Annotated in this window: 24 protein-coding genes and 1 pseudogene; 11 read left to right on the top strand and 14 right to left on the bottom strand. The window is 68.4% G+C overall.

What is annotated here, in order from left to right; translation table 11 throughout:
* Positions 1-15 precede the first annotated feature (15 nt).
* A complete protein-coding gene (gene glmU, locus C469_RS03400; RefSeq protein ID WP_008003880.1) occupies positions 16-1,224 on the bottom strand; it encodes a bifunctional sugar-1-phosphate nucleotidylyltransferase/acetyltransferase in 1,209 nt (402 codons plus the stop codon).
* Between the two features lie 51 nt (positions 1,225-1,275).
* On the opposite strand from glmU, the pseudogene C469_RS17445 reads away from it, so the two are divergent.
* The 3 genes and pseudogenes from C469_RS17445 to C469_RS03390 all read left to right on the top strand — a co-directional run.
* Positions 1,276-1,436 (top strand): annotated as a pseudogene (locus tag C469_RS17445) (NAD-dependent epimerase/dehydratase family protein); the annotation flags it as partial.
* A gap of 265 nt (positions 1,437-1,701) precedes the next feature.
* On the top strand, positions 1,702-2,073 hold the full coding sequence (locus C469_RS03395) for a hypothetical protein (protein ID WP_008003879.1): 372 nt from the start codon (positions 1,702-1,704) through the stop codon (positions 2,071-2,073).
* 13 nt (positions 2,074-2,086) lie between these two features.
* Positions 2,087-3,073: an NAD-dependent epimerase/dehydratase family protein gene (locus tag C469_RS03390; RefSeq protein ID WP_008003878.1), complete on the top strand. Its 987-nt coding sequence runs from the start codon at positions 2,087-2,089 to the stop codon at positions 3,071-3,073.
* Positions 3,074-3,085: 12 nt separating this feature from the next.
* Here the strand turns inward: C469_RS03390 and C469_RS03385 are convergent, their stop codons facing one another.
* Positions 3,086-4,057 (bottom strand): phosphoadenosine phosphosulfate reductase family protein, encoded by a 972-nt coding sequence (locus C469_RS03385; RefSeq protein WP_008003877.1) that lies wholly within the window; start codon positions 4,055-4,057, stop codon positions 3,086-3,088.
* 183 nt (positions 4,058-4,240) lie between these two features.
* Between C469_RS03385 and C469_RS03380 the strand changes: the two genes are divergently transcribed.
* Together C469_RS03380 and C469_RS03375 are read left to right on the top strand one after the other, a co-directional pair.
* Complete coding sequence (locus tag C469_RS03380) at positions 4,241-5,587, top strand: alkaline phosphatase family protein (protein WP_008003876.1); 1,347 nt, start codon at positions 4,241-4,243, stop codon at positions 5,585-5,587.
* A 183-nt stretch (positions 5,588-5,770) separates the two neighbouring features.
* Entirely contained in the window at positions 5,771-6,631 is an 861-nt protein-coding gene (locus tag C469_RS03375) for a DUF7344 domain-containing protein (RefSeq protein WP_082230101.1), read from the top strand.
* A 101-nt stretch (positions 6,632-6,732) separates the two neighbouring features.
* On the opposite strand, the gene C469_RS03370 is transcribed toward C469_RS03375, so the two are convergent.
* The 6 genes from C469_RS03370 to C469_RS03345 form a co-directional block, all read right to left on the bottom strand.
* The gene (locus tag C469_RS03370) at positions 6,733-8,010 is read right to left on the bottom strand and encodes a PQQ-binding-like beta-propeller repeat protein (RefSeq protein ID WP_008003874.1); all 1,278 of its coding nucleotides are present in this window, start codon (positions 8,008-8,010) and stop codon (positions 6,733-6,735) included.
* 29 nt (positions 8,011-8,039) lie between these two features.
* Positions 8,040-9,128 carry a M48 family metalloprotease gene (locus C469_RS03365; RefSeq protein WP_008003872.1) on the bottom strand — a complete coding sequence of 363 codons (1,089 nt, stop codon included), beginning with the start codon at positions 9,126-9,128 and terminating at the stop codon, positions 8,040-8,042.
* 73 nt (positions 9,129-9,201) lie between these two features.
* Positions 9,202-10,059 carry a DUF7847 domain-containing protein gene (locus C469_RS03360; protein ID WP_008003871.1) on the bottom strand — a complete coding sequence of 286 codons (858 nt, stop codon included), beginning with the start codon at positions 10,057-10,059 and terminating at the stop codon, positions 9,202-9,204.
* A gap of 128 nt (positions 10,060-10,187) precedes the next feature.
* Entirely contained in the window at positions 10,188-10,514 is a 327-nt protein-coding gene (locus C469_RS03355; RefSeq protein WP_008003870.1) for a 2Fe-2S iron-sulfur cluster-binding protein, read from the bottom strand.
* Positions 10,515-10,523: 9 nt separating this feature from the next.
* Positions 10,524-11,927: a selenium-binding protein SBP56-related protein gene (locus tag C469_RS03350; protein WP_008003869.1), complete on the bottom strand. Its 1,404-nt coding sequence runs from the start codon at positions 11,925-11,927 to the stop codon at positions 10,524-10,526.
* Positions 11,928-12,101: 174 nt separating this feature from the next.
* A complete protein-coding gene (locus C469_RS03345) occupies positions 12,102-13,472 on the bottom strand; it encodes a UDP-glucose dehydrogenase family protein (protein ID WP_008003868.1) in 1,371 nt (456 codons plus the stop codon).
* A gap of 97 nt (positions 13,473-13,569) precedes the next feature.
* Here C469_RS03345 and C469_RS03340 point away from each other — a divergent pair, with 97 nt between their 5' ends.
* The 3 genes from C469_RS03340 to C469_RS03330 all read left to right on the top strand — a co-directional run bounded on the left by C469_RS03340 (position 13,570) and on the right by C469_RS03330 (position 15,364).
* On the top strand, positions 13,570-14,118 hold the full coding sequence (locus tag C469_RS03340; protein WP_008003867.1) for a TIGR04206 family protein: 549 nt from the start codon (positions 13,570-13,572) through the stop codon (positions 14,116-14,118).
* Between the two features lie 67 nt (positions 14,119-14,185).
* Positions 14,186-15,103, top strand: coding sequence for a ZIP family metal transporter (locus C469_RS03335; protein WP_008003866.1), 918 nt, complete (start codon positions 14,186-14,188; stop codon positions 15,101-15,103).
* A gap of 51 nt (positions 15,104-15,154) precedes the next feature.
* Positions 15,155-15,364: a hypothetical protein gene (locus tag C469_RS03330; RefSeq protein WP_008003865.1), complete on the top strand. Its 210-nt coding sequence runs from the start codon at positions 15,155-15,157 to the stop codon at positions 15,362-15,364.
* A gap of 27 nt (positions 15,365-15,391) precedes the next feature.
* On the opposite strand, the gene aroC is transcribed toward C469_RS03330, so the two are convergent.
* A complete protein-coding gene (gene aroC / locus C469_RS03325) occupies positions 15,392-16,579 on the bottom strand; it encodes a chorismate synthase (RefSeq protein WP_008003864.1) in 1,188 nt (395 codons plus the stop codon).
* Positions 16,580-16,726: 147 nt separating this feature from the next.
* Between aroC and C469_RS03320 the strand changes: the two genes are divergently transcribed.
* The 3 genes from C469_RS03320 to hpt all read left to right on the top strand — a co-directional run bounded on the left by C469_RS03320 (position 16,727) and on the right by hpt (position 18,776).
* On the top strand, positions 16,727-16,948 hold the full coding sequence (locus C469_RS03320) for a hypothetical protein (protein ID WP_049910983.1): 222 nt from the start codon (positions 16,727-16,729) through the stop codon (positions 16,946-16,948).
* A 59-nt stretch (positions 16,949-17,007) separates the two neighbouring features.
* On the top strand, positions 17,008-17,787 hold the full coding sequence (locus tag C469_RS03315) for an enoyl-CoA hydratase/isomerase family protein (RefSeq protein ID WP_008003861.1): 780 nt from the start codon (positions 17,008-17,010) through the stop codon (positions 17,785-17,787).
* Between the two features lie 419 nt (positions 17,788-18,206).
* On the top strand, positions 18,207-18,776 hold the full coding sequence (gene hpt / locus C469_RS03310) for a hypoxanthine/guanine phosphoribosyltransferase (RefSeq protein WP_008003860.1): 570 nt from the start codon (positions 18,207-18,209) through the stop codon (positions 18,774-18,776).
* 207 nt (positions 18,777-18,983) lie between these two features.
* Here the strand turns inward: hpt and C469_RS03305 are convergent, their stop codons facing one another.
* The 5 genes from C469_RS03305 to glpK form a co-directional block, all read right to left on the bottom strand.
* Positions 18,984-20,228, bottom strand: a complete 1,245-nt coding sequence (locus tag C469_RS03305) for a DUF4352 domain-containing protein (RefSeq protein WP_082230100.1) — start codon at positions 20,226-20,228, stop codon at positions 18,984-18,986.
* 369 nt (positions 20,229-20,597) lie between these two features.
* Positions 20,598-21,281, bottom strand: a complete 684-nt coding sequence (locus C469_RS03300; RefSeq protein ID WP_008003856.1) for a phosphoglycolate phosphatase — start codon at positions 21,279-21,281, stop codon at positions 20,598-20,600.
* Positions 21,282-21,380: 99 nt separating this feature from the next.
* Positions 21,381-22,553 carry a Cdc6/Cdc18 family protein gene (locus C469_RS03295; protein WP_008003854.1) on the bottom strand — a complete coding sequence of 391 codons (1,173 nt, stop codon included), beginning with the start codon at positions 22,551-22,553 and terminating at the stop codon, positions 21,381-21,383.
* Positions 22,554-22,817: 264 nt separating this feature from the next.
* The gene (locus C469_RS03290; RefSeq protein ID WP_008003852.1) at positions 22,818-23,906 is read right to left on the bottom strand and encodes a hypothetical protein; all 1,089 of its coding nucleotides are present in this window, start codon (positions 23,904-23,906) and stop codon (positions 22,818-22,820) included.
* Positions 23,907-25,439 carry a glycerol kinase GlpK gene (gene glpK, locus C469_RS03285; protein WP_049911009.1) on the bottom strand — a complete coding sequence of 511 codons (1,533 nt, stop codon included), beginning with the start codon at positions 25,437-25,439 and terminating at the stop codon, positions 23,907-23,909. It abuts the gene before it with no gap.
* Positions 25,440-25,511 lie beyond the last annotated feature (72 nt).

Below are 25,511 nucleotides of genomic sequence, written 5' to 3'. Positions count from 1 at the left end.
CGAGCCCACGCGGCGTCACTCGGAGAGCCGATCGCGCGTCAGCACCTCGCCGGGACCGGTCGTCTCTCCCGCACCCAGTTTGACGCCGGCGTTCAGCGACGTGTTGATCCCCGTCTTCGCCCCGTCGCCGACGATCACGCCGAGCTTCCGGCGACCGGTGTCGACGGACTCGCCTTTCACCTGCAGCCGGACGTTCGCGTCGTCGTGCCGGAGGTTCGCGACGTTCGTCCCGGCGCCGAAGTTCACGCCGCGCCCGAGCACCGAATCCCCGACGTACGAGAGATGGCCGACGGACGCGTCGGCCATGAGCACGCTGTTTTTGATCTCGACCGAGTGGCCGACGTGCGCGCCCGGGCCGACCACGGTCGCCCCGCGAACGTACGCGTTCGGACCGACCTCCGCTCCCTCTCGGATCAGCGCCGGCCCCTCGACGTAGGCGCCCGACCGTACGGTGGCTCCCTCCTCGACGACGACCGCGCCGTGGAGGTGAACGCCCGCTTCGACCGTGCCGGCGGTCTCGACCTCGTCGTCCAGCTCCGCGAGCGCCAGCTCGCTGGCCTCTAACAGCTCCCACGGGCGACCCACGTCGAGCCACGTGCCCTCGTAGGGCGCCACGTCGATCCGGTGGCCGTCGTCGAGCAGCAGCTCGATCGTCGTCGTGATCTCGTACTCGCCGCGCTCGCTCTCCGGGGTCCGGTCGATGTACTCGAACACCCCGGGTCCGAACGCGTAACAGCCGACGTTCGCGAGGTTCGTCGGCGGGTCGTCGGGCTTCTCGACGATCCCCGTGAGCGAGCCGTCGGCGGCGGTCGAGAGCACGCCGTACGCCCGCGGGTCCGCGACCTCGGTGGCGGCGACCGCGGTCCCCTCCGCGTCGGCGAGCGCCCGCGGGAGCGACGCGTCCACGACCACGTCGCCGTTGAGCACGAGGAAGTCGTCGTCGACGACGGGCTCGGCCTGCGCGACGGCGTGGGCCGTCCCCAGCGCCTCCGCCTGCTCGACGTAGTGGACTGGGCGGTCCCGGTACGACTCGCCGACCGCCTCGCGGAGCGCGTCGCCGCGGTAGCCGGTGACGACGACGAACTCGTCCACGACATCGGCGGCGGTGTCGAACACCCGTTCGAGCAGCGAGCGGTCCCCGACCGGGAGGAGGGGTTTCGGCAGTCGGTCCGTCAGCGGTCGCATGCGGGTTCCGCGGCCGGCCGCGAGCACGACTCCGTACATGTCCGTGGTCGACGGCGGGACAGGGTTTATCGGCTGCGGTCGTCGCCGGGAGCGCTCGGCACCGACATCGACCCCGAGTACGTCGAGTCCCCCTTCGACGGCTACGTCCACGACACGATCGCCGACTGCTCGACGTTCCGCGAGGCGACCGGCTGGGAGCCCGAGATTGGCTTCGAAGAGGGGTCGAGCTCGTGTCTGCGCCGTACCGGTGAGCGCGGCTACTCGCCTCGTCTCGCGAGGTCCCAGTCATTATGAAAATCGATCCGCAGACCGGATGACCTCCGCATCGAGGAGCCGGGTCCACGGGAGTTCGTCACGCGGGCGCTCGGTTCGGGAGAGCGAACGGTCGTCACCAGTCCCGCGGTTTACGACTGTCGAGGTTCGGTCTTCGAGTCGGTTGAAACTGGTGTGCGATAGAGAACATATCTCTCGTAGGCGGGGTATAACAATCCGACGCTCTCGAAAACAGGGGGTCGTATGTCAGACGCTCTTTCGCTTACCGACATCTACGTGGACGATCCGGTTCTCGACCGCGTGTCGGACGTGTTTCGTAGCGGTCGGTATATAAGCGATCTCGTCGTCGAACTCTACGACAACACGCTGGTCACCGACGCGGAGGTCCAGACCCGTGAGGAGTCGTCTCGGACGTACGAACCGCCAGGGGCCGAACCGCTCCGCCTGGAAGTCGAGTCGTTTCTCGACGCCCGTCGCACGGGCGAGACGCCGCGCGCCTCTGGGCGCGTCGGTCTGAACGCCGTGCGGGTTCTCGAGGCCGCCGAACGGTCCGCCGCCACCGGACAGGCCGTCGACGGAGACATCGATCTTCCGCCCTCGTCAGGCGGTGGGTGATCGGGGGGCAACAATGCGGATTCTGGTGACAGGGGGGGCCGGATTCATCGGCGGCCATCTCGCCGAGTCCTTCCTCGCCGACGGCCACGACGTGACCGTCCTCGACAGCCTCGAACCCTTCTACGCGGAGGGTATCAAACGGCACACGCTCGATATTCACCGCGACGCGGCCGGCGAACGAGACGCGCGGTACCGGTTCGTCGAAGGCGACGTTCGGGACCCGGAGACGGTGCGATCGCTGGTCGCCGACGCGGACGTCGTCTTCCATCAGGCCGCACAGGCGGGCGTGCGCGCGAGCGTGGATCATCCTCGAAAGGTGACCGACATCAACGTCGACGGGACCGTGAACCTGCTCGAGGCGTCGAAGGAGGCGGACGTGCGGCGAGTGGTCCTCGCGAGCTCCTCGTCCGTCTACGGGAAGCCCGAGTCGTTACCCTACGCGGAGGACCACCCGACCGAACCCGTGAGCCCCTACGGCGTGACGAAGCTCGCCCAAGAGCATCTGGCGCGGGTGTACGCCGAACTCCACGGGCTGCCGACGGTCTGCCTCCGGTACTTCACGGTGTACGGGCCACGGATGCGGCCGAACATGGCCATCTCGAACTTCGTCTCGCGGTGTCTGAACGGCGAACCGCCGGTGATATACGGCGACGGCCGTCAGACGCGGGACTTCACCTACGTCGCAGACGTGGTCGACGCGAATCGGACGCTGTTGAACTCCGGCGCGGCCGACGGCGAAGTGCTGAACGTCGGGAGCTCGGACAACGTGTCGATTCGGGAGTTGGCCGAGACGGTCCGCGATCGGCTCGCGCCCGAGCTCGATATCACGTACGAGTCCGCACAGGAGGCCGACGCGGAACACACGCACGCGTCGGTCGAGAAGGCCGGAGCGCTGATCGGGTACGAGCCCTCGCGGACGATTCTGGAGGGCGTGGAGGAGTTCATCGAGTGGTACCGCGCGAACCGGGAGTGGTACGAGCCGCTGGTGCGCTCGTCGTAGTCGGACCGAGCGTTACATGTAGCCGAGGTCGCGCAGGCGCTCCATCAGGTCCTCCTTGTCCTGGGCGCGGCCGGCGCGCTCGGTCGTGTCCTCGAGGTCCTGCAGCCACGCGGGCTCCTCGGTCGTCTTCTCCGTGCTGACCTCGCTGCCGAGCGAGCGGAACCCGGCGAAGTACTTCGGCGAGATCGGTACGTCCTCTTGGGTGACGCCCTCGGGGAGGTCGTCGTCGGCCTGCGGGACGTATCCCTCGTCGGGGAACGCCTCGACCGTGTCGGGGACGACGTAGTTCCAGAAGGCGTCCCACACGTCGGCCTCGGCGAACTGCAGGATGGGCTGGATGCGGTCGTGCGGCGGGAACAGGTCGGGATCGTGACGCGGCGAGAAGAACGTCTCGTCGGCGCGCGCCTCCTGCTCGTCCCACCGGACGCCCGAGATGACGCCGTCGATGTCGTGTTCTTCGAGGGCGTTGTTGAGCGCGACCGTCTTCAGGAGGTGGTTCCCGACGTAGGTGTCGAGCAGGAAGGGGAAAGAGTCCTCCTCGAACTCGAGGATGTCGCGGATGTGGTGCTGGTTCTGCTCGTTCAGCGCCGAGACCGGGATGTCGTCGCCCGGTTCGAGGCCGTGTTCCTCGACGTACGCGCCCACGTCCTCGTTGCGGGCGTACACGAGGTCGATCTCCCACTCGTCGGCCCAGCGCTCGACGAAGTCGGTGATGTCGTCGAAGTGCTGGAAGTGGTCGATGAAGACGGCGGTCGGCTTCTCGTAGCCGTACTTTTCGGCGACCTGGTTGATGAAGTACAGCGTCAGCGTGGAGTCCTTCCCGCCCGTCCACATCACGGCCGGGTTCTCGTACTGCTCGAGTCCGGTTTTGGTGACCTCGATGGCCTTCTCGATCTTGTGTTGCAGCGACGGGTAGTCCGCCGGATCCTCGCCCTCGCCGTCGGCGTAGTCGACGTCGACGCTCGCCGGGAAGTCGTCGGTCATACGCCGGATATGTCTCCGCGGAGATCAATAGGCCTTCTGAATCGGCGCGACTTGCCAGCGCGCGGGAGTCGCGGCCGGACTCGCCGAGAGCGACGGACGGCGGCATGACTCGCCGCGACCCGCGGATCGCGGCGTCACTCGCCAGAACACAAGGAATTTGTCGGCTCGAAGTCACTCTCGCCCATGGGACTGTTCGATCGGCTGCGCGGCGGCGACGACGAGCGCGTGGTCTTCCTCGGCATCGACGGCGTACCGTACGACCTGGTTCAGGAGCACCCCGACGTCTTCGAGAACTTGACCGACATCGCCGAGTCGGGCTCGGCGGGCCGGCTGGAGAGCATCGTGCCGCCCGAGTCGAGCGCGTGCTGGCCGAGCCTCACGACCGGCGTGAACCCCGGCGAGACCGGCGTGTACGGATTCCAGGACCGCGAGATCGACTCCTACGAGACGTACGTCCCGATGGGCAAACACGTGTCGGCGACGCGGCTCTGGGACCGCGTCACCGACGACGGCCGCGACGCGACCGTGCTCAACGTCCCGGTCACGTTCCCGCCCTCGAGCCGGATCCAGCGCCAGGTCTCAGGGTTCCTCTCGCCATCGCTCGACGCGGCCGCGAGCGACGACGCGGTCCGGAAGGTGCTCGAGGACCGCGACTACAAGATCGACGTGAACGCGAAGCTCGGTCACGACGACGACAAGACCGACTTCGTCGAGAACGCGCACGCGACGCTCGACGCCCGCTACGACGTGTTCACCCACTACCTCGACCAGGACGACTGGGACCTCTTCTTCGGCGTCTTCATGAGCACCGACCGAGTCAACCACTTCCTGTTCGGCGACTACGAGAACGACGGGGAGTACGCCGAGGAGTTCCTCGAGTTCTACCGGACCCTCGACGAGTACATCGGCGAGATCCGCGATCGGCTCGACGACGACACGACCCTGATCGTCGCCTCCGACCACGGGTTCACCGAGCTGACGTGGGAGGTGAACTGCAACCAGTTCCTCGCCGACGAGGGGTGGCTCTCGTACGACGGCGACGACCACGACTCGCTCACCGACATCGACGACGAGACCCGAGCGTACTCGCTCATCCCCGGCCGCTTCTACCTCAATCTGGAGGGTCGCGAGCCGGAGGGAGTCGTCCCCGAGTCGGAGTACGAGGCGGTCCGCGAGGAGCTCATCGGCGACCTCGAATCGCTCACCGGTCCCGACGGCCGGCAGGTGTGCAAGCGGATCGTGAAAGGCGAGGACGCCTTCGACGGCGACCACGACGAGATCGCGCCCGACCTCGTGGTCATCCCCGCGGACGGCTTCGACCTGAAGTCGGGCTTCGGCGGCAAGGAGGCCGTCTTCACCGAGGGGCCGCGCAACGGGATGCACAAATTCGAGAACTCGCTTCTGTACTCGACCGACCCCGACCTCGACGTCGCGGGGTCGAACCTCTTCGACGTGACACCGACGATCCTCGACCTGATGGACGTCGATCACGACGGCGACTTCGACGGCGACAGCCTCCTGAACGCGTAGCCGGTCGTTCCCCGTGGTCGCACCGGCGTTTTATATACCGCACCGGGTTCGCGGGCGAATCACTCGCGGAGCGGCGCCCTCAGTGCCGATTAATCAACCCTTAGTTAAATGTCATCATTGGGCATAGTCACGGTCGAACCAGTCGCGGAGAGCGGGCCACCCGACACGCCCGCTGACACTCAAATGGCACATCGCATCTGCACATGGGAAGCGGACGGGGAGTTGGCCTATTTCCAGCGCCTCTGGCGGGCGTTGTTAGCGCCCGATATCGAACCGCGGACCAGACTCGAACGCCTGTTCGAAGCCGAGACCGAAGAGTTCGACATGAACTGCGCGTTTCTGTCGTCCATCGACCTCGACCGGGAGACGGAACGCTTCGAACTCGCGTACGGTCCCCACGGTATTCTCGAACCGGGAACCACCGTCCCGCTCTCCGAGACCTACTGTCGGAAGACGATCACGGACCCGGAAGGGACGATGGCCGTCACCGACGCCGCCGCCGAAGGGTGGGAGGACGATCCGGCGTACGACACGTTCGAGTTAGGGAGCTATCTGGGGACCACCGTCTCGGTCGGCGACGAACTGTACGGAACGCTCTGTTTCGCGGGCACCGACGCCCGTGAGGAGCCGGTCAGCGACGAAGAGAAGGCCCTCGTCGAGCTGCACAGCCAGTGGGTCGAGTACACGTTGGCCCACTGGGACGAGCAGCCGTTTCGGGAGACGCGCCTCGATACCGTCGAGGAACGCGCCGTTTCCTCCGAGGCGATCGACTCGATGATGGACGCGCTCAAAAATCGCACGCGGCGCGCGATTCTCACGACGCTGTTGGACACCACCGAGACCAGTATCGCCGCCCTCGAACGGCGGTTCACCCCCGAGGAGGACCGAATAGCGCTGTACCACGTCCACCTCCCCAAACTGGCCGACGCCGGATACGTCAGGTGGGACACCCGTACGGATACCATCACCGAGGGACCGAAGTTCGCCGAGGCGGAACCGCTCGTTCGACTGCTGAAAGAGTATAACCGGGGATTTTCCGAATGAACCGCCTCGGGGTCGCGTCCCGGGGATTCGCATTTTAACTAGCGAGGCGAAACGTCCCGGCTTCCGCCGCGAGATGGGTCGACGGAGCCCCGCCGTCGGACCTACCCCACCAGCGACCACCGCTCTCCCGGCGTCGCGTGGAACCCGTACAGCTCCTCGCCGTCGACGGCGATCAGGCGACCGCCGACCGCGAACAGCTCGTCGACGGTGACGCGATCGGGGAGCGGCGCCCGCCAGCGGTCCTCCCCGTCGGCGCCGATAGCGAGGATCGCCCGCGATCGGACCGCGTAGATGCCGTCCGCGTCGACGGCGGCCCGCCGACGGGCCGGCGCGTCGGTCCGCTCCCACGCGATCTCCCCGGCTTCGACATCGAGCGCCCTGGCCGCCCCGTCTCGGTGGAGATACAGCCGCCGCCGTGCGCGCCCGTCGCTCCCGGCGACCACCGGCGGTCGGTCGCTCGGCGTCGGTACCGACAGCGAGAACCGCCGGTCGAGATCCGCGTCGAATCCGGTCACGGTCCCCGCCTCGACGCTCCCGGCGACCAGCGTCTCGTCGGCCCGGACGAGCCAGTCGAGGGGGGCCGAGACCGACCGCTCCGCGCGGCGCTCGCCGGACGGACCGAATCGGACGAGGGCGGTCCGCGCGTTCTCGCCCCCCATCGCGGCCCACACGTTCTCGCCCTCCACCGCGACCCGATCCGCCGAGCCGTCGTCGGGTCCGGTCCACGCCTCCGTGACTCCGAAGGCGCGATCGCCCGTTTCGGCGTCGAGGGCGGCCAGTTCCGTTCCCGTGACCACGGCGACGAGTCGGTCGCTCGCGCGGACACCCTCGATTCCCGGGGGATCCGCCGACTCGCCGGAGTCCCCGGTCCCGCTGTCTCCTCCGATCCCGTCGACCTGCCACCTGATCTCGTCGCCCGCTTCGGTCGCTTCGCCTCCGGTCCCGCCGCCCGTCTCCCGCGCGTCGGGGTCGATCCCCGCCGCGTCGCGGTCGATCGCCGTGACTCCCTCCCCAACCACGGGGACGAACACCGACTCTCCGGTAACCGCCGGCGGAGCGACCGCCTGGCGCTCCGTCTCCGCGTCGAGCCGGGTCGCTCCCGCCGCGTCCACCGCGGTCACGGTCGCGTTCTCCACACTGCCCCACGTCTCGGTGTCGAAGTCGAACGTGCGTCCGGACTGGTTCCGGACGACGAACAGCCGGTCCGGCGCGACCGCGAACCGCGGCGCCTCGACCCCGAGCAACCCCCCGTCACCGAGCGACGACTCCCACGCGAGGTCGCCGCCGCCGGGGCGGTAGCCGCAGCCCGCGAGCGCGCCGACCAGTCCGGTCGCGGTCGCCGAGAGGAGCCGGCGCCGCGAGAGTCCGGGGCGTCGCAAGGCCCGGGGGCGCCGCGGTCGCTCCCCGGTCACGCGCGCTCACCCGTCGCCTCGGCCGTCATCTCGCGGAGCCGCTCGATCCGCTCGCGGGTCGGGGGGTGCGTCTCGGGGAACACGTCGGTGCTCACGAGGTCATTGTCACCGAACGCGCGGCTCTCTAGGGGCGCGACGTACAGCGCCTCCGCGCCGCCGTCGAACGCGCGGAGGTCGCGCTCCGGCACCTCGGGCATCGACTCGTCGAGGGCGTCGAGCGCGCTCGCGAGCGCCGCCGGCGACCCGGTGATCTCGGCGGCCGCGCGGTCGGCCGCGTACTCGCGGTACCGCGAGAGCACGCGGTGGATCAGGACGCTGCCGAACCAGAACATCGCCGAGACGGTGAGCGTGACGAGCGCGCTCACGGTGATCACGACGACCCCGACCACGAGGGCCCGGCCGTCGCGGTCGCCGCCCGACCCGCCGCCCGCGCCGAGGAACCGGAACAACCCGTACAACACGTAGAATGCGAGCACGGCGAGGTAGTAGGTGACCGTCGGCAACACCCACGCGACCGTCATCAGGCTCGCGTCGCGGTTCGCGAGGTGCGCGAGCTCGTGGGCCAACACGGCGTCGCGCTCGTCGCCGTCGAGCGTCTCCAGCAGCGCGCTCGTGACCACGACGGTGCCGCGCTCGCGCCCCCCGACAGCGAAGGCGTTCGGGAGGTCCGTCCGCGCGACGGCCACGTCGGGCTTCGGCACGCCGGCCTGGGCGGCCAGCCGGGTGACCGCGGCGTGGAGCTCGGGGTACTCGTCCGGGGAGACGCGGCGCCCGCCGACGGAGCGCACGACGGTCCGCGGGCCGTACCGGTACTGGAGCGCGAGGCCGCCGAACACGACGACCGCGAGGACGACGGGGTCGGCGTAGAACTCGCCGGTGTAGGGGCGCTCGTTCGCCCACTCCAAGAGCGGGAGCCCGATCGCGTTGATCAGGAAGACGAACGTGTACGCGAACGCGAACGGGAGGGCGATCACCAGCCCGGTCGCGACCGCGATCCGGATTTGGAGCCACTGCTGTTGATCGACCCGAGCGAGCCGGTCGAACGGCGGAACCGACCGGAGGGCGGCGGCGATGGAGGGCCACATTGTGTGTTCGACTGTCGGGTTCGACCAGCGATCGCTTAAAAAGTCGGTCTCGCGGGGCGAGATCGCGGCCGCGTCAGTTCGCGACAGTCCCGCTGATCCGCCGGTAGAACGCGACCGAGTACGTCGCGTAGAACGCGCCGGCCGCCCCGATCAAAACGACGTAGCCGATCGCACCCGCGACGATGACGCCGGTCGAGGGGTCGAACGGGATCAGGTCGGCGATCGGGCTTCCCGGCGGCTGCGGCCCGATAGCGAACGACGCCGCGGCGGCGAGGGTACCCACGAGCAGACTGCCGAGCAGGAGCAGAACCGTGTACCCGAACGTGCTGAGGAGGTTCGACCGGACGAGTCCCGCGCTGCGGCGGAACCCGTCGACGAGTTCGGTGTCGTCGAGGACGACGGCGTGGGCGTAAAACTGGACGAAGAAGGTGACGAGGAGGTACGCCAACACGAACACGACCGCGACGACGGCCACGACCACGAGCAGCGTGGGGTCGAAGCCGAGGGCCGGCGCGTCGAGGCCGGCGGCCGCGCCGTCCCCTCCGACACCGGCGACCGCCCCGCCGATGACCACGATGAGCGCGCCCATGAACGCGATGAACCCGAAGACCATGTTCACCGCGAGCAGGACAAAGTAACCCAGAAGCAGCGGGACGTAGTTCGCCTTCCCGACGGCGGCCAGCGTGCCGAGACGCGTCTCGCCCACGACCGCCTCGTCGGCCATCCCGAGCAGCCCGCCCTGGAAGAACGGGAGGACGAGGACCATCGCGCCGAACGTGACGAGCGAAATCGCCGACGCGAGCACCGGACTGGTCGACTGCACGAGCAGGTTCGGGAGCTGAAAGAGCCCGTACAGCGCCGTGACGAGCAGGAGGATCGGGTTGCGAACGATACCGCCGACTGCCGGACGGAGGGCGTGGAGGGCCGTCATGGGTTCACGTTTCGGCCGACATACATAAATCGACTGCCTCGTTGGCTGTCTCGCTGAACCCTCCGCGGGAGACCCATCCCGGACTCCCGCCGTTGGCACCGCCAGAGACGGTCGTCACCGGGGAGGTCTCACTTCCACGGGGTACCGACGACCTCGGCTTGGATCCCGTGGCCGACGCGCAGTCGACAGTCGGACTCGGGCGTGGCGATACAGGGGAGGACGTACCCCGCGTCGAGGGACGCCGGCTTCAGCGCCCGCGCCGACCGCTGGTGGCGCACGTCGCCGTCGAGCAGCTCCGCGACGCAGGTGCCACACGCCCCGTACAGACAGCCGTACGGAACGGCCGCGCCGACCCGCTCCGCGGCGTCGACGATCGTCTCGCCGTCCTCGACTCGGATCGTCTCGGTCCGCCCGTTCGGGCGGACGAGTTCGACGGCGTGGGTCGTTGCGTTCATCACGGCCGATCACTGCCAGACGTCGCTCGTGCAGTCGCCCCCCGGCCAGCGGATCTCGTGAGCCCGCGCCGGTCCGCCGGGGGCGTCCCCGAAGTCGACGAGGAACTCCTCGTCCAGTTCCATCCGCCCCTCGTCGGGGTAGACGTCGGCTTTGAGCATCAGCGAGCCCTCCGTGGCGATGTCCGGGAAGAACTGGTTGTCCCACGACGAGAACAGCGAGGTCGTCCAGTAGAGCCGCTTGCCGTCCCGGGAGAGCTGGAGCATCTGCGGCGAGCCGCGGATCTCCTCGCCCTGCACCGTCTGCCGGTCGCCGAAGAGGCCGCCGGCCCACACCCGATCGACCAGTCGCGGGTTGCCGGCGTCGCTCACGTCGTACATCCGAACGTCGCCGTGGAGCCAGTTCGAGAAGAACAGGTACTGGTCGTCCAGCGACAGCAGGATGTCCGTGATGAGCGGCGGCACCGGCATGTCCCACTCCTCGTGTTCGCGCGGGTCCTCGTCGATGACGACGTCCCAGTCCCACGCGCCGTCGCTCTCTTCGTAAAAGCGGATGATGTTCGAGGAGAGCGCCGCGCCGACGTACCCCTGCGTCTCCTCGGGGTTGTGGCTCATCCGAACTTCGAGGGGTATCTGCCCCTGGTCGCCGAATTCGAGCGTCTGGACGTGCTCGCGGTCGTCCCACGACCAGATGTGGATGCTGTCGCCGTAGTCGCCCGCCTCGACGTCGTCGAGGTCGAAGCCCGGGTAGTAGGTGTTCGGCGCGGCCCACTCGCTGGAGATCATGACGTCGTGTCGGGGCTGGTACCAGTAGTCGTAGTTCAGTTCCATGTCGCCGCGGTCGGCCTCCCAATGGCCGTCGATGCTGAAGTCCTCTTGATCCAACTGCAGGAACCCGCCGGGGACCTCGCCGTTCGCGTCGCCGAGCATGCTGATGACGATCTTTCCGCCGGGGACGCAGTGGACCGTGTGCGGCGCGGACAGGTCGTGTTCGAACACCTCCTCCGGTTCGATGACCGTCACCATCTCGGGCTCGCGCGGGTCCTCGGCGTCGACGATGTGAATGCGCGAGGACCGCTGGCCCGGAACGACCAGATACTGTCGCGAGAGCCCCTCGGCGTGACACGACGACGAACAGGCGTTCCAGCCGAAGTGGTGGAGCTCGTCGCCCTTGTTGGGCATCTCGACCGTGTCGATCAGTTCGCTGTAGGTGTCCGACGCGGGGTCGAGGTCGACGACGCCGATCATATCCGGTCCCTCCTTTTCCATCCCCACTCGCGGCGCCATCACGTACGCCGTTTCCTCACGGCCGCTCTCGGTCCGCATCGCGGCCGGCGTCGGATACCCCGGCCCCTCGACTTCGTGGTGTTCGTGGCCGCTCCTGTCCGTCTCGTGGCTGTGGTCGTCAGTACTCATCCCAGAGCGTCAATAAATATTCAACACTATTAATAATGCAGTACATTTCAGTGTATTTCACCATTCACAGTGCGTTTCTTGGCCAACTCACGCGTCGGCGACCACTCCCTCCGCCGTGAGAACGGAACAAACGGACCGGTACGTCGCTTCGCCCGCCGTCGGTAGTCGCCCGCGCTACCAGGTGAGCCCCTCGTAGGTGAGCCCCTCGCGGCGCTCGATCACCCGGCGACCGTCGATCACGACCGGCTCCGCCATCGCGTCGAACGCGTCGTCGAGCGCCGCGAACTCGTCCCAGTCGGTGACGACGAGCGCCGCGCTCGCGCCGTCGAGCGCGGACTCGGCCGAGTCCGCGTACTCGATGTCGGGGAACCGCTCGCGGGTGTTGTCGGTCGCGACCGGGTCGTAGCCGACGACCTCGGCGCCCCGCGCCCGAAGCCCCTCGATGACCGGAATCGCCCGAGAGTTCCGGATGTCGTCGGTGCCGGGTTTAAAAGCGAGTCCGAGGACCGCGACGCGCTCGCCGGCCACGTCGGCGTGGGAATCGAGCAGTTCGAGCATGCGCTCCGGCTGGCCGTCGTTCACCGCGACCGCGGCGTCGAGGAGCGCGGGCTCGTAGCCCGCCTCGCGGGCCGCCGCCCTAATTGCATCGACGTCTTTAGGAAAACAACTTCCCCCCCACCCCACCCCCGAGCGCAGGAATCGCGCCCCGATCCGGTCGTCGAGGCCGACCGCGTCCATCACCTCGTAGGCGTCGATCCCGAACCGCTTGCAGATGTTGCCCAGGTCGTTCGCCAGCGAGATCTTCGACGCGAGGAAGGCGTTGTTGGCGTACTTGATCATCACGGCCGTCTCGGGGTCGGTCCGGATCACCGGCGCGTCCGCGTCGGTCGCGGCGAGCAGCGGCTCGTACAGCGCCTCCAACCGCTCGGTGGCCCAGTCGGAGTCGGTGCCGAAGACGAGCTTGTCGGGATGCTGGAAGTCGTCGACGGCGGTCCCCTCGCGGAGGAACTCCGGGTTGGTCGCGAGCTCGACGCGGTCGGCCGCGTCGCCCGCGCCCTCGAGGAGGGCCTCGCGAACCTCCCCGACGCCCGGCGGCGTGATAGTGCTCTTGACGACGACGAGGTGGCGGTCGCCGGGAGCCGCTCCCGACCCGTCACCCGCTCCCGACCCGTCGCCCGCTCCCGACCCGTCGCCCGCTCCCGACCCGTCGCCCGCTCCCGCCAGCGCCTCGCCGGTCATCTCCGCGGCCGCGGTGAGCCCCCCCAGATCGATGCTCCCGTCCTCGTTCGACGGGGTGCCGATCGCGAGGAACGTCACGTCGGCGTCCGGGACGCTCTCGTACTCGGTCGTGGCGCGGAGCCGGTCGCCCGCGTGCTCGGCTAACAGGTCGTCGAGGCCGGGCTCGTGGATGGCCGCGTGCCCGTCGTTGATCGCCGCGACCACGTCCGGATCGATGTCGACGGCGGTCACGTCGTGACCCGCGTCCGCGAGGCAGGCCGCGAGGGTCGTTCCGACGTAACCGCTTCCGACGACGGTGACTCGCATACCGGAGCAAGCGACCCCCGGCTCAAAGAACGTTGCGCGTCCTCGGACCCGAGACGGCTCCGGACGATACTTATCCGCGGCTCACCGAGACGACGACATGTCCGAGGGACCGGGACCGAGAGCGGAGACGACGGGAGCGGGGCGACCGGAGCCGGACGACCGCGCCGACCGCGTCTCTCGTCGACTCGGCTGGCTCCTCGTCCTCGCCCTCCTCGCGGTCCCGATGGCCGTGATCCCGGGCGACGACCTCACGGTCGTGGGCCTCTGGGGCTTTTTAAATACGTCCGGCCCGGGTCTCGGCGCCGGCGGCTACCCCGTGTGGGCGTACTTCCTCGAGCAGCCGCGCCCGTTCGGAGCGCTCCCGCCGTCCATCCGAGCGTGGCCGCTCGCGATCGGGTTTTACCTGCTCGCCGCGGCCAGCGCGACGGCGGGGGTCGCGCTCGGGCGGGAGGACCGCCGCGTCACCGGCGGCCTGCTCGCGCTCGCCGCGGCCGCGAGCCTGTGGGTCTCCGTCGGCGTCGCGACCCGGTTCGGCGTCGGGACCACGTCCGGGTGGCTCGCCGTGATTCCGGTCGGCGCGTTCGCGACGCTCGCGGTCGCCGTCGGCGTCTACGGGCGCGACCTCCGGGGCGCGTTCCAGCGGTGACCGCGGCGCGGGACGGACCGCGCCGCCGTCGGCTCCATTTATATACGCGGGGGCGAAACGCCGTCCCATGACGACCCTTCCAACCGTCGTCGCCGTCAGCGGCGTGACGGGGATCGCGACGGGGCTCGGCGCGCTCCCGGTGTTCTTCCGGACGCGCGTCACCCATCGCGTCTACGACGCGGCGCTGGGGCTCGCGGCCGGGCTGATGGTCGCGGCCAGCGTCTTCGGCCTGATCCTCCCCGGGATGGAGGAGGGGACGCTCACGGCGGTGATGACGGGACTGCTCCTCGGCGGGATCGGCCTGCTCGCCGGGAACTACGCGGTTCCGCACCTCCACGCGCAGTACCGCGAGTGGCTCCCGGAGGGCGGCGCGACCGGCGACGACGCCGCGGCGATGTCGGTGTCCGACGAGACCGAGCGGTCGGACCGCGAACTCTCGGAGTTCGCCGACCCCGTCGAGCCCGGCACCGCCGCGGCGTCGGCCGACCCCGCCGATCCGTCCGAGTCCGCCGACGCGGCCGCAGAACGGGAAGTGACCCTCCGGAAGGCGCTGCTGATCGGCGGGGCGATCACCCTCCACAACGCACCCGAGGGGCTTGCGATTGGCGTCGCGTTCGCGTCGGGGTTAGAGGAGGTCGCGCTGGTGCTCGCGGTCGTGATCGGGCTCCAGAACGTGCCCGACGGGTTCGCCTTCGCGGTGCCGATGGCGGACACCGGGATGTCGAACCTGCGGGTGATCTGGTACACCACGCTCTCCGGGCTCGTCCCCCAAGTCGTCGCCTCGGTGTTCGGCTTCCTGCTCGTCTCCGTCGCGGCCGGGCTGTTCCCCGTCGCCTCCGGGTTCGCCGCGGGCGCGATGCTCGCAGTCGTCTTCCGCGAGCTGATCCCCTCCTCGCACGGTCACGGTCACGCCGACGCCGCGACCGGGGCGTTCCTCGTCGGTTTCGTGTTGCTCGTCGTCGTCGACGCGGTCATCGTGGTGTGACGGGCGCAGGACCGCGACGCCTTTTCAACGCGACGCGCCCTGCGTTCGGACATGTCCACGACCGTCTCGACGCCCGACAGCGAGCAGACCTGCGCCTACTGCGGCTCGCGGATCTTCGACCACGACCCGATCTGCGTGCGCGACTGCGACGACGACTGCGGCTCACCCGCCTTCTTCTGTAACTACGCCTGCCTCTCCGCGCGCGTCGACGAGAAGGACCTCACCGCGGGCGACGCGTGCGAGTGGTCGCCGGAGGAGTGACGCGAGGGGTCGGACGACCGTCGCCCGCTACTCGTTGTCCGGGCTGCTCGGGTGGTAGTCGGTGTCGTACTGCCCCGGGTTGCCGTCGACGCGGTCGGGGTTGATCCGGCCGGCGAGCAGCATGAAGTCGAGGACGGTGCAGTACAGCATCGCCTCGACGACGGGGACGGCCCGCGGCGGGAGCACGGGGTCGTGGCGCCCGACGACCTGCACGTCCTTCTCCTCGCCCGTCTCCCAGTCGGCGGAGCGCTGCTTCTTCGGGATCGAGGTTGGCGCGTGCCACGTCGCCTCGCCGTAGATCGGCTCGCCGGTCGTGATCCCGCCCTGCAGGCCGCCGTGGTCGTTGCCGACCGGGACGGGGTCGCCCTCCTCGCTTGCGACGTGGTCGAACGACTCGCCGTCGTCGAACGTCCAGTCCTCGTTGCGCTCGCTGCCCGCCACGTCGACGGCGTCCTTGCCGAGCCCGAACTCGACGCCGGTCGTCGCCGGGATGGAGAACATGGCCTGTCCGAGCCGGGAGGGGAAGCCGTCGAAGCGCGGGGCGCCGAGCCCGCGCGGGACGCCGCGGCACTCGAAGTAGATGGAACCGCCGATGGAGTCGCCCTCCTCTTGATACCGCTCGATCAGCTCCTGCATCTCGGCGGCCGCATCGGGGTCGGCACAGCGCACGTCGTTCGCCTCCGAGTGTTCGAGGATCTGCTCGAAGCTCACGTCGCCGGCCTCGACGTCGCCGATCCGGTTGACGTGCGCCTTGATCTCCACGTCGTAGTCGGAGGCGTCGAGCACCTGCTCGGCGACGGCGCCGGCCGCGACCCAGTTCACCGTCTCTCGCGCGGAGGAGCGCCCGCCGCCGCCCCAGTTGCGCGTGCCGAACTTCGCGGAGTAGGTGTAGTCGCCGTGGGAGGGGCGCGGCGCGGTGACGTACGGCTCGTACTTGCCCGAGCGCGCGTCCTTGTTCTGGATCACCATGCCGATCGGCGTCCCGGTGGTGTAACCGTCCTGCACGCCGGAGTTGACGACGACCTCGTCGGGCTCGCCCCGCGAGGTGGTGATCATCGACTGACCCGGCTTGCGCCGGTCGAGCTGCGCCTGGATCGCCTCCTCGTCGAGCTCGACGCCGGCGGGGACGCCCGAGACCGTCACGCCCATCGCGTCGCCGTGGCTCTCGCCGTACGTCGTCACCTGGAAGAGCCGACCGAACCGGTTCCCGTTCATACTCGCACGTGTGGCCGGGGGCATATAGGGGTTGCAATCCGCGCAACGGACCGGTCGGCCGGTCGGTCGCGCCCGGACCGGTCACTGTCCCGCCGCCGCCTCGCCGCGACCGACGGGAGTTTATAAGCCGATCCCGTTAGTGTGGCCGTGCGCGATCGTCTCACCTCCGATCTGGGCGTGTACGCCCTGTCGGGCCTGTTCTCGCTGGTCGTCTTCGTCGTGGCGCTGGGGATCCTCTCGCGGACGCTCCCGGACGGGCTCGGCTCCCGCCAGCTCGTCGGGCTCGTGTTCGGCTACCTACTGTTCCTCGGCGTCTACAGCGTCGCGTGGTACATCTACACCGAGATCGACAGCCGCGAAGAGATCTAGGAGACCCCCTCGGCTTCCGCCTGCCGAACGACTTTCACGCCGGCGAGCGAGGGGCCGGTATGACGTGGGACACGATCACGCTCGACATCGACGACGACAGCGACGCCGCGACGATCACCGTCGACCGCCCCGACCAGCTCAACGCCCTCACCGTCGACACGCTCGAAGCGATCGAGGCGGCGCTCGCGGAGGCCGAGGCGGCCGGCGCCCGCGCGCTCGTGCTCGCCGGCGCGGGCGACGAGGCGTTCGTCGCGGGCGCGGACATCTCCTACATGGTCGAGCTGTCGACGCCGGAGGCGCAGGCGTACGCGGAGCTGGGGCACCGCGTCGCGGACGCGATCGAGTCGTTCCCGGCGCCGACGGTCGCCGCGATCGACGGCTACGCGTTCGGCGGCGGCTGCGAGCTGGCCCTGGCGTGTGACCTCCGGGTCGCCGCCGAGAGCGCCGTGCTCGGGCAGACGGAGATCGACCTCGGGATCATCCCGGGGTGGGGCGGCACCCAGCGGCTCTCGCGACTCGTCGGCGACGAGACGGCCAAGCGGCTCGTCTTCCTCGGCGAGCGCATCGACGCGACCGAGGCGGCCGAGATCGGCTTCGTGGGCGAGGTCGTCGACGACGACGCCTTCGACGACCGGATCGACGAGCTGACGGCGGAGCTGGCCGCGAAGCCCGCCTTCGCCACCCGCGCCGCGAAGGAGGCGCTCAACGCGGTCCACGACGGGACGCAGCGCGGCGGGCTCGCCTTGGAGCGCCGGGCGTGGTCCGGGCTGTTCGGCACCCACGACCAGCAGGAGGGGATGCGGGCGTTCTTAGAGAAGCGCGAGCCGGAGTTCGAGTAGGCGCGGCTGGGAACCAGATCGGCATGTTAGTTCGGTGGCGGGCCTGCGAGGCCGCGGTGCGGCCGATCAGCGCGAGGGGGTCGGCGGTCCGGAGCAACGCGGAGGACCACCGACAGGGCGAGAGCGAAGCTCTCGCTTGCAGCCGGACGTAGTCCGGTGACAGCGTGGCGCCACGCGCCACGGGCAGCCGGCGGCGGCGGAGCCGCCGGCGACGAGGCTGGGACCTTGGAGGTATTCTCTGTCGATCCGCAATCAACTAGCGATTGATGAACGGCACGGACTTCGGCGGTAGCCGCACTCGTTCACTCGTCGTTTCGAGACGAATCGCGACGGCGCGCGCATCCGACCGCTGCGTGGTATCGGCCCGCACCGGGCGACGCAACCGCCACGCTTTATTAATCCGCCCGAGTACCGGCGACATGGACCAGTTGCGGCAGTCGCTCCTCGACGCGCCGATCATCGAGAAAGGCGAGTACCAGTACTTCGTCCACCCGATCAGCGACGGCGTTCCCATGCTCAAACCGGAGCTGCTCCGGGAGATCGTCATCCGGATCATCCGGAAGGCGGAGCTCGAGAACGTCGACAAGATCGTCACCCCCGCGGCGATGGGGATCCACATCTCCACCGCGCTCTCTTTGATGACCGACATCCCCCTCGTCGTCATCCGCAAGCGCCAGTACGGCCTCGACGGCGAGGTCCCGCTGTTCCAGGAGACCGGCTACTCCGAGTCGGAGATGTACATCAACGACGTCGAGGAGGGCGACCGCGTGCTCGTCCTCGACGACGTGCTCTCGACGGGCGGGACGATGAAGGCGATCTTAGACGCGCTGACGAACGAGGTCGGCGCCGAGGTCGTCGACGTCGTCGCCGTGATCAAGAAGGCCGGCGAGAACGAGCTCGACGACACCGACTACAACGTGAAGACCCTCATCAACGTCACCGTCGAGGACGGCGAAGTCGTCATCGTCGACGCGCAAGGCGACGAGTGAGGGAACCGACCGCGGTTTTGTCGACGGTTTGAACGTGCGCGACAGTGGGTCGAGTGGGGCCCCGCTCGCGTGTGGTACCTGCGTCCGGTCGACAGTGAGGCTTATTAATACGAACACAGCCGTGTGCTGACCGGATACGCACCCTACAGTACTCTGTACAAATAAAGACAGAAAGCGTGTCGCGGGCTGGACCCGGTACAGAACCCGCTACTCGCTCGGTTCGATGACGAACGTCGCGCCGAACGGGTTCAATCGGTACTCGTACGTGCTGCTCATCTCGTCGTTATCGCTGCTGGTTGCGATGGTGGTCTCTGAGCCGGCGGGGATGCGGGCGGACAGATCGGCGTTCCCTTCCAGAAGCCCGTCCCAGTCTCCAGACGTGCCCTCGCGCCATTCGATTTCACCACGGAACGTTCCGCTATCGTCTCCCGTGTTACCGATCGTGAATTCGAACTCTTGGGTTCCCTCCGCGCGTTCGGTGGGGACAGTCATGTCCACGAGTTCGAAGGTGGGGAAATCAACCGATCCGATCTCCACGTCCCAGATGACGTCTTCAGGGGCGGCTGTGGAGTCACGGTGGAATGCGAGGGGGGTGTCATCGATGGCGTCTCGGGGGACGTTAAACAGGATCCAGCCGGTGACTGAACTGCCCGGGTTCACGGACTCGTCGTGGACCGAAGAGCCATCGATGTCTCGGACACTGTCGAGGGACGACCCACCGAGGTCTGTGAGCGGGGTCTCGCCGGCAAACGTGAAGTTGCTCGTATCGAGACTCGTTCCGTTATTACCGGCGTTTTCGACGGTCACGTGGACGAGTGCCAGTGTATGGTCGTCGAGCGCGCTGTGAGCACCGACTCGGTCAACGCTTCCAAAGAGCACGCTTCGGCTCGTGTCGTAGTGGAGGTGTTGTTCGAACGTGACCCGGTCAACGGCGAGCCTGAGATCGGTACCAAGTTGCTGTGTCGTTTCTCCTGAGGCGCGCCGCGGGAGAATTTCAATTTCGGAGTCAGCTTCTGCGGTGTCGGCAACCGGGATTCGGCTGCCGGTTTCGTCCGAGCCCGTCACTTCGTATCGGCCGGCGTAGTCGAAATTAATCGTTTCAGTTGTGACCGTGACAGTGTCACCGCTTGCGATTTCGTCTTCGATCGTAGAGGTCTCGGCCGTGACGAGCGGTGCCGTTTCGCTTTGGAGGCTTTCGACGGCCGCCGAAAACTCTAGTTCACCTGGTTCACCACCGCGGTTTCCGATGGTGATGTCGAGTGTGGCGTCCGTATCGACGGTAACGTCGGTGCTGTCGCTCCAGGTGGCGCCGTACACCGCAAATTCGGCGGGACCGTCCGTCGTTTCGATGTCGGGTGAGCTGTCCCCGCCGGGTAAAGCTCCCGTACAACCAGCGGTTGCAGTAAGTAGAGTCGCTCCGGTTGTTGCAATAAAATGTCGTCGTTCAGGCATCACCTAGTGTTTTTCGAGTTGTATTATAAGTATTTGGACTTGTATTTCAAAAGAGCACAACAACGGCGCGTGAGCCCGGAAGATCTGCGCAAGTTCGCATATCTCGTACTGCTCGAATATCCATTTTACACGGCCTCTAAACCAATTATTCGTTCGTATATCTCGTCTCAAATCGATGTATAACCCGTCGTACCCCTTCGGTATCTGTGGGGTGTCGCCTCGTGAAATGCTAGCCGTACCTCTCCAAGCTTATGTATGATTACATATTTGCCACGTTCAGTTCGCAACTCCGATCGACTGCATGTTTCATTGGAGATCGTATTTAAAAAGACGATGTTTCGACAGAGCCCGAGATCTCGCTGTCCTCAGTCACTCGCCCCGCGCCCGGAGCTCGGCGAGCACGCCCGCGGTGCCGTCCATGTACGACTCCTCCACCACGACATCCGCGGCGTCGCGGGCGGCGGCGTCGGCGTTGGCGACCGCGTACGACTCGCCGGCGACCGCGAAGGTGGACACGTCGTTCTCGCTGTCGCCGACCGCGACGAACTCGCCGGGGTCGATCCCGAGGGCGTCGCCGACCCGTTCGAGTCCGCGACCTTTGCTCACGCCGGTCGATTTGACGTGGTACGCGTAGCCGGTGTCGACGACCTCCACGTCGCCGCCGGCGGCCGCGGCGACCTCGCGCAACAGCGCCTCGTCGGCGTCGAGCGACAGCGCCACCTCCGTCTCGCGCCAGCGGTTCACCGTGTCGCGGGCGCCCCAGCCGGGGTCGCCGCCGCGCTCGCGGAACGCCTCGACGACGGCTCGCGGAGCGTCGGGGTCGCCGAGGACCGCCGTCTCGCCGTCGACGTGCACGACGCCGCCGTTCTCGGCGACGACGGTCTCCGCGCGCCCGAGGAAGTGCGCCAGCGCGACCGGGTACGGGAACGACTTCCCGGTCGCGAGCACGACCGGGGCGTCCCACTCCGGCAACAGCTCGAAGGCTCGCGCGTCGATCCGGCCGCTCGCCGTCGTCAGCGTCCCGTCGATGTCCAGCGCGAGGGGCGGAACCATACCGGACGTGAGGCGACGACGCGCAACTGTCTTGCGTTCGCGGTCGACCGCGGAGATGACGGTGAAAAGTGAGGACGAGACGGGCTCTGTGGGGTCCGCTCAGACCGACCACGAGGGACGGTCGAACAGCTCGCGGAACACGAGCGTCGGGAACCGCGGGACGAGCCGGCTCGGCGGTCGTCCCTTCCCGCCGCTCCGCCGGGCAGTCACCCGGTCGAGCAGGCCCGCGTCCGCGAGCTCGTAGAGGACGCGTCGCACCGTCGAGGGAGACAGGTCGACCGCCTCCCGCGAGGCGATCGTCTCCGTCGCGGCGCTCACCGACGCCCGGTCATCGTCCGACAGGCTCACGAGCTCGTAGAGCAGCCGACGCCGGCTCTCCGAGAGCGCGAGGACTCGCCCGAGCGCGACGCCCGGGCGCGGGACCGCCTCGATCCCCGCGTCGAGGTCCTCCGGTCGAACCGTCGAAGCGCCCGCGCGCTCCGCGGTGATCGCCGCGCCGGCGACCGCGGCGAGCGCGTCGTGCGCGTCCCCGTCGGCCCACTCGCTGACCTCGCGGATCTGGTCGTGGGTGAGCGCGTCGCGCCCGAGCCCGGTGGAACACCGGCTCGTCAACAGCTCGACGAGCACGTGCCGGCGGTACGGCTCGAACCCCACCGCCTCCTCCGGGTCCCACTCGATCGCCGCCGGCTCGTCGCGGCCGAGACACACCGGGACGACCCGGTCGCTGACGGCCGTGAGCCACTCGACGACGGTCGCCGCACTCGGCGTCTCCGGCTCGTTGGTGTGGTCGACCGCGACGACCAGGTCAGGTCCGGTGTCGACGGCGTCCCGCAGCGCCTCGACCAGCTCGTCCGTGCCGATCCCGTGTTCGGGGACCGACTCGTCGCTGACCGCGTCGAGCCCGGCGTGGTAGAGCGCGAACCGCGTCGACGCCTCCCGCGCGTCGACGTAGACGAATCCGGGGAGGGTCGGCTCGACCGCGCGCGTCGACGTCTGTATCGCCCGACGCGGACCGCTGTGGGACGCGAGCCGCCGAAACAGCGCGGAGAGAATCGCCGACTTCCCGCTCCCCTTCGGCCCGTGAACGTAGGCGCTCGGCGGGAGCGACCCGGCGAAGGCCGGCTCGAGCACGTCGAGGAGCCGCTCGATCGCCGGCCCGCGTCCGATCGGCGGCTCGACGTGCGACACCGGCGAGACGGCGTCGATATCGACGAGGACGCCGGCCCCGACGTCGTAGCCGAGCCGCCGCTCGATCCGGTCGTCGATGTTCACGGTCGGGCCTCCGCAGTGCTCGGGTAAGTCCGATGCGAAGCGCGGTCGCTCCCGGTTCGGTCCGGTCGTCGGCCGCGTCTCGTGTGGCGTTTCATTGGTGGGTCCAGCGACTCGGTCATGTGCGCGTACGGCGTGCGTTGCGACCGGGCGGAGAGGGCCGCGCGGCCGAATCGGTTCGACGTGTCACAGAATCGCTCCGGGACCGCCCCGGAATAATTCCGGGGCCGCCGCGGGATCGATTCGGGTCACCCCCCGCGGTCGGGGTTAGAGGTACCCGGCGTTCGGCAGTACGCCGAGGATCCCGAGGATTCCGACGGCGAGCATCATGATCGCGATGGCCATCGCCGGCGGGTCCACGTGAGTCCCGGAGTGCGAGTAGAACATCCGCTGCGTGACCTCACCCACGAGGCCGCTGAGAGCACCGAGCACACCGCCAGCCAGGAGCGCGACGACGCTCCCCGCGACGGGATCGATGACGACCGCGCCGACGGCACCGAGAAGGGTGATGTGGTGGGTCACCGGGATCTTCTCGACGCCGAGGTTGAGGAACAGCAGGCTGATCGCGGAGATGGCGTAGCCGAGGAAGATACTCCCCGTCTGCAGCCAGATGTAACCGCCGAGGATACCGCCGACGAGCCCGATGACGGTGACGCCCGACCACTTGTACTGGTGCGGGAGCCACGGCTCGGTCGCCGGCCGGCCGGCGTGTTCCTCGTCGCTGTCAGCCTTCGGGTGGTCCTCGCCGCGCTCGAACGGCGACATGTCGAGGAGCCCGTCGCCCGCCGGCTTCCCGACGATCGGGTAGCCGAACACGGGGCGGGCGAGGAACGCCGTCGCGAACACCGACACCGCGATGAAGTCGGTCGGCGGCGTCATCTCGAGCACGTTGATGAAGAGGCCGTTCGCGACCTGCGTGAACAGCATACCGATCACGCCGAAGATCGCACCCACCGCGAGGATGTCGGGCTTCGTCCCGAACGCGTACGTGATGTCCTTCCCGAAGTGGTACCCGCCGTCGGCGGGATTCATCTCGGGGTACTTTTTGCCCGCGTACGCCGAGGCGGCCACGCCGCCCGCGAACGCGATGTGCGGACCGGTGATCGCCCCGAACCCGATGACGCCGGTGATGCCCGCGGCCAGTTCGCCGGCGGGGATCGCGTCTAGTTCGGAGATCTGGCTCTGGAGGATATTGATCCCCTCACCGAGGAAGACGACGAACCCGGTGAAGATGAACGCCGGCAGCGCGCCGATGGCGGCGCCGAACGCCCCGCCCGCCAGCGCGGTGATGAGGAGCAGGAGGAACTGCTCGACCTCCATCCCGATGACCGGGACCTGGAGCAGCAGCTCGTTCATTTACTCGTCCTCCTGTGCCCAGTCGAGGGACTTCTCGACCGCGTCGTCCCACCGGCTGTACAGCTTGTCGACCTCCGCCTGGTCCTTCTCGGGCGTGAACTCCCGGTCGATCTGCCAGTTGTCGCGCAGCTCGTCGACGTTGTCCCAGTAGCCGACGGCGAGGCCGGCGGCGTACGCCGAGCCGAGCGCCGTGGTCTCGTCGACCTCCGGCCGGGCGATCTCCGTCTGGATGATGTCCGACTGGAGCTGACAGAGGAAGTTGTTCTTGACCGCGCCGCCGTCGACCCGGAGGCTCGTCGTCTCCACGCCGGAGTCGGCTTCCATGGCCTCGGCCACGTCGCGGGTCTGGTAGGCGATGCTCTCGAGCGTCGCCCGCACGATGTGCTCTTTGCCGGTGCCGCGGGTCATCCCGACGATGGTCCCGCGAGCGCGACCGTCCCAGTGGGGTGCGCCGAGCCCGGTGAACGCCGGGACCATGTAGACGCCGTCGGTCGAGTCGACCGACCGCGCCAGCTCCGCGGTCTGGGCCGCGTTGTTGATCAGGTCGACGTCCTCGAGCCACTCGATGGCGGCGCCGGTGATGAAGATGGACCCCTCCAGCGCGTACTGGACGGGCTCGCCGGACATCTGGAACCCGATGGTCGTCAGGAGCCCGTGGTCGGACTTGACGGCCTCATTGCCCGTGTTCATCAGGTAGAACGAACCGGTGCCGTAGGTGTTCTTCGCGTCGCCCTCGTCGAAGCAGGTCTGGCCGAACAGCGCGGCCTGCTGGTCGCCCAGGGCGCCGGCGACGGGGACCTCCTCGCCGAGGAAGCCGTCCGCGTCGGTGTGACCGTAGTAGTCCTCGTCGGAGGAGGGTCGTACCTCGGGCACCATCTCCTTCGGCACGTCGAACTCATCGAGAAGCTCGTCGTCCCACTCCAGATCCCGGATGTTGTACAGCATCGTCCGGGAGGCGTTGGTGACGTCGGTGATGTGGTTGCCCGTCAGGTTGTAGATGAGCCACGAGTCGATCGTCCCCATGACGAGCTCGCCCTCGCGGGCCCGGTCGCGGAGGTCGCCGCCGCGCGAGCTCTGCATCTTGAGCGGCTCGGCGTTGTCGAGGATCCACTCGGTCTTGGTCGCGGAGAAGTACGCGTCGGCCTCGAGGCCGGTCTTCTCGCGGATCTCCTCGACCTTGCCCGCCTCCTGCAACTCCTCGACGCGGTCGGTCGTCCGGCGGTCCTGCCAGACGAGCGCGTTGTGGACCGGCTTCCCGGAGTCCTTGTCCCAGACGATCGTCGTCTCGCGCTGGTTCGTGATCCCGATCGCGTCGAGCTGGTCCGCCTCCAGCCCCGCGTCGGCGAGGCCGTCGAGGACGACCTGTTGCGTGTTCTCCCAGATCTCGATGGGGTCGTGCTCGACCCAACCCGGGTTCGGGTAGATCTGTTCGTGCTGTTCGTACGCGTTCGCGACGACCTGGCCCTCATGGTCGAAAACCATGAACCGGGTGCCGGTCGTCCCTTGGTCTATCGCACCGACATACTGTGTCATGTGTTGGATCCCTCCTGTGGCGCTGGTCCGCTCGCGGCGTCGGCGCAGACCGCACGGCGAGCGCCGACCGGG

This window comes from Halorubrum lipolyticum DSM 21995 (assembly GCF_000337375.1).
GTDB lineage: Archaea > Halobacteriota > Halobacteria > Halobacteriales > Haloferacaceae > Halorubrum > Halorubrum lipolyticum.
This window is presented reverse-complemented; position numbering and strand designations above follow the sequence as displayed.

Excerpts from the sequence above, each read along its gene's own strand:
- C469_RS03380 (WP_008003876.1), top strand. The coding sequence starts at position 4,241 with ATGGGACTGTTCGATCGGCTGCGCGGCGGCGACGACGAGCGCGTGGTC.
- C469_RS03335 (WP_008003866.1), top strand. The coding sequence starts at position 14,186 with ATGACGACCCTTCCAACCGTCGTCGCCGTCAGCGGCGTGACGGGGATC.
- glmU (WP_008003880.1), bottom strand. The coding sequence starts at position 1,224 with ATGTACGGAGTCGTGCTCGCGGCCGGCCGCGGAACCCGCATGCGACCG.
- C469_RS03345 (WP_008003868.1), bottom strand. The coding sequence starts at position 13,472 with ATGCGAGTCACCGTCGTCGGAAGCGGTTACGTCGGAACGACCCTCGCG.
- C469_RS03315 (WP_008003861.1), top strand. The coding sequence starts at position 17,008 with ATGACGTGGGACACGATCACGCTCGACATCGACGACGACAGCGACGCC.
- aroC (WP_008003864.1), bottom strand. The coding sequence starts at position 16,579 with ATGAACGGGAACCGGTTCGGTCGGCTCTTCCAGGTGACGACGTACGGC.
- C469_RS03355 (WP_008003870.1), bottom strand. The coding sequence starts at position 10,514 with ATGAACGCAACGACCCACGCCGTCGAACTCGTCCGCCCGAACGGGCGG.
- C469_RS03290 (WP_008003852.1), bottom strand. The coding sequence starts at position 23,906 with ATGAACGAGCTGCTGCTCCAGGTCCCGGTCATCGGGATGGAGGTCGAG.
- C469_RS03365 (WP_008003872.1), bottom strand. The coding sequence starts at position 9,128 with ATGTGGCCCTCCATCGCCGCCGCCCTCCGGTCGGTTCCGCCGTTCGAC.
- C469_RS03390 (WP_008003878.1), top strand. The coding sequence starts at position 2,087 with ATGCGGATTCTGGTGACAGGGGGGGCCGGATTCATCGGCGGCCATCTC.
- glpK (WP_049911009.1), bottom strand. The coding sequence starts at position 25,439 with ATGACACAGTATGTCGGTGCGATAGACCAAGGGACGACCGGCACCCGG.
- C469_RS03340 (WP_008003867.1), top strand. The coding sequence starts at position 13,570 with ATGTCCGAGGGACCGGGACCGAGAGCGGAGACGACGGGAGCGGGGCGA.
- C469_RS03330 (WP_008003865.1), top strand. The coding sequence starts at position 15,155 with ATGTCCACGACCGTCTCGACGCCCGACAGCGAGCAGACCTGCGCCTAC.
- hpt (WP_008003860.1), top strand. The coding sequence starts at position 18,207 with ATGGACCAGTTGCGGCAGTCGCTCCTCGACGCGCCGATCATCGAGAAA.
- C469_RS03360 (WP_008003871.1), bottom strand. The coding sequence starts at position 10,059 with ATGACGGCCCTCCACGCCCTCCGTCCGGCAGTCGGCGGTATCGTTCGC.
- C469_RS03350 (WP_008003869.1), bottom strand. The coding sequence starts at position 11,927 with ATGAGTACTGACGACCACAGCCACGAGACGGACAGGAGCGGCCACGAA.
- C469_RS03375 (WP_082230101.1), top strand. The coding sequence starts at position 5,771 with ATGGCACATCGCATCTGCACATGGGAAGCGGACGGGGAGTTGGCCTAT.
- C469_RS03305 (WP_082230100.1), bottom strand. The coding sequence starts at position 20,228 with ATGCCTGAACGACGACATTTTATTGCAACAACCGGAGCGACTCTACTT.
- C469_RS03385 (WP_008003877.1), bottom strand. The coding sequence starts at position 4,057 with ATGACCGACGACTTCCCGGCGAGCGTCGACGTCGACTACGCCGACGGC.
- C469_RS03300 (WP_008003856.1), bottom strand. The coding sequence starts at position 21,281 with ATGGTTCCGCCCCTCGCGCTGGACATCGACGGGACGCTGACGACGGCG.
- C469_RS03395 (WP_008003879.1), top strand. The coding sequence starts at position 1,702 with ATGTCAGACGCTCTTTCGCTTACCGACATCTACGTGGACGATCCGGTT.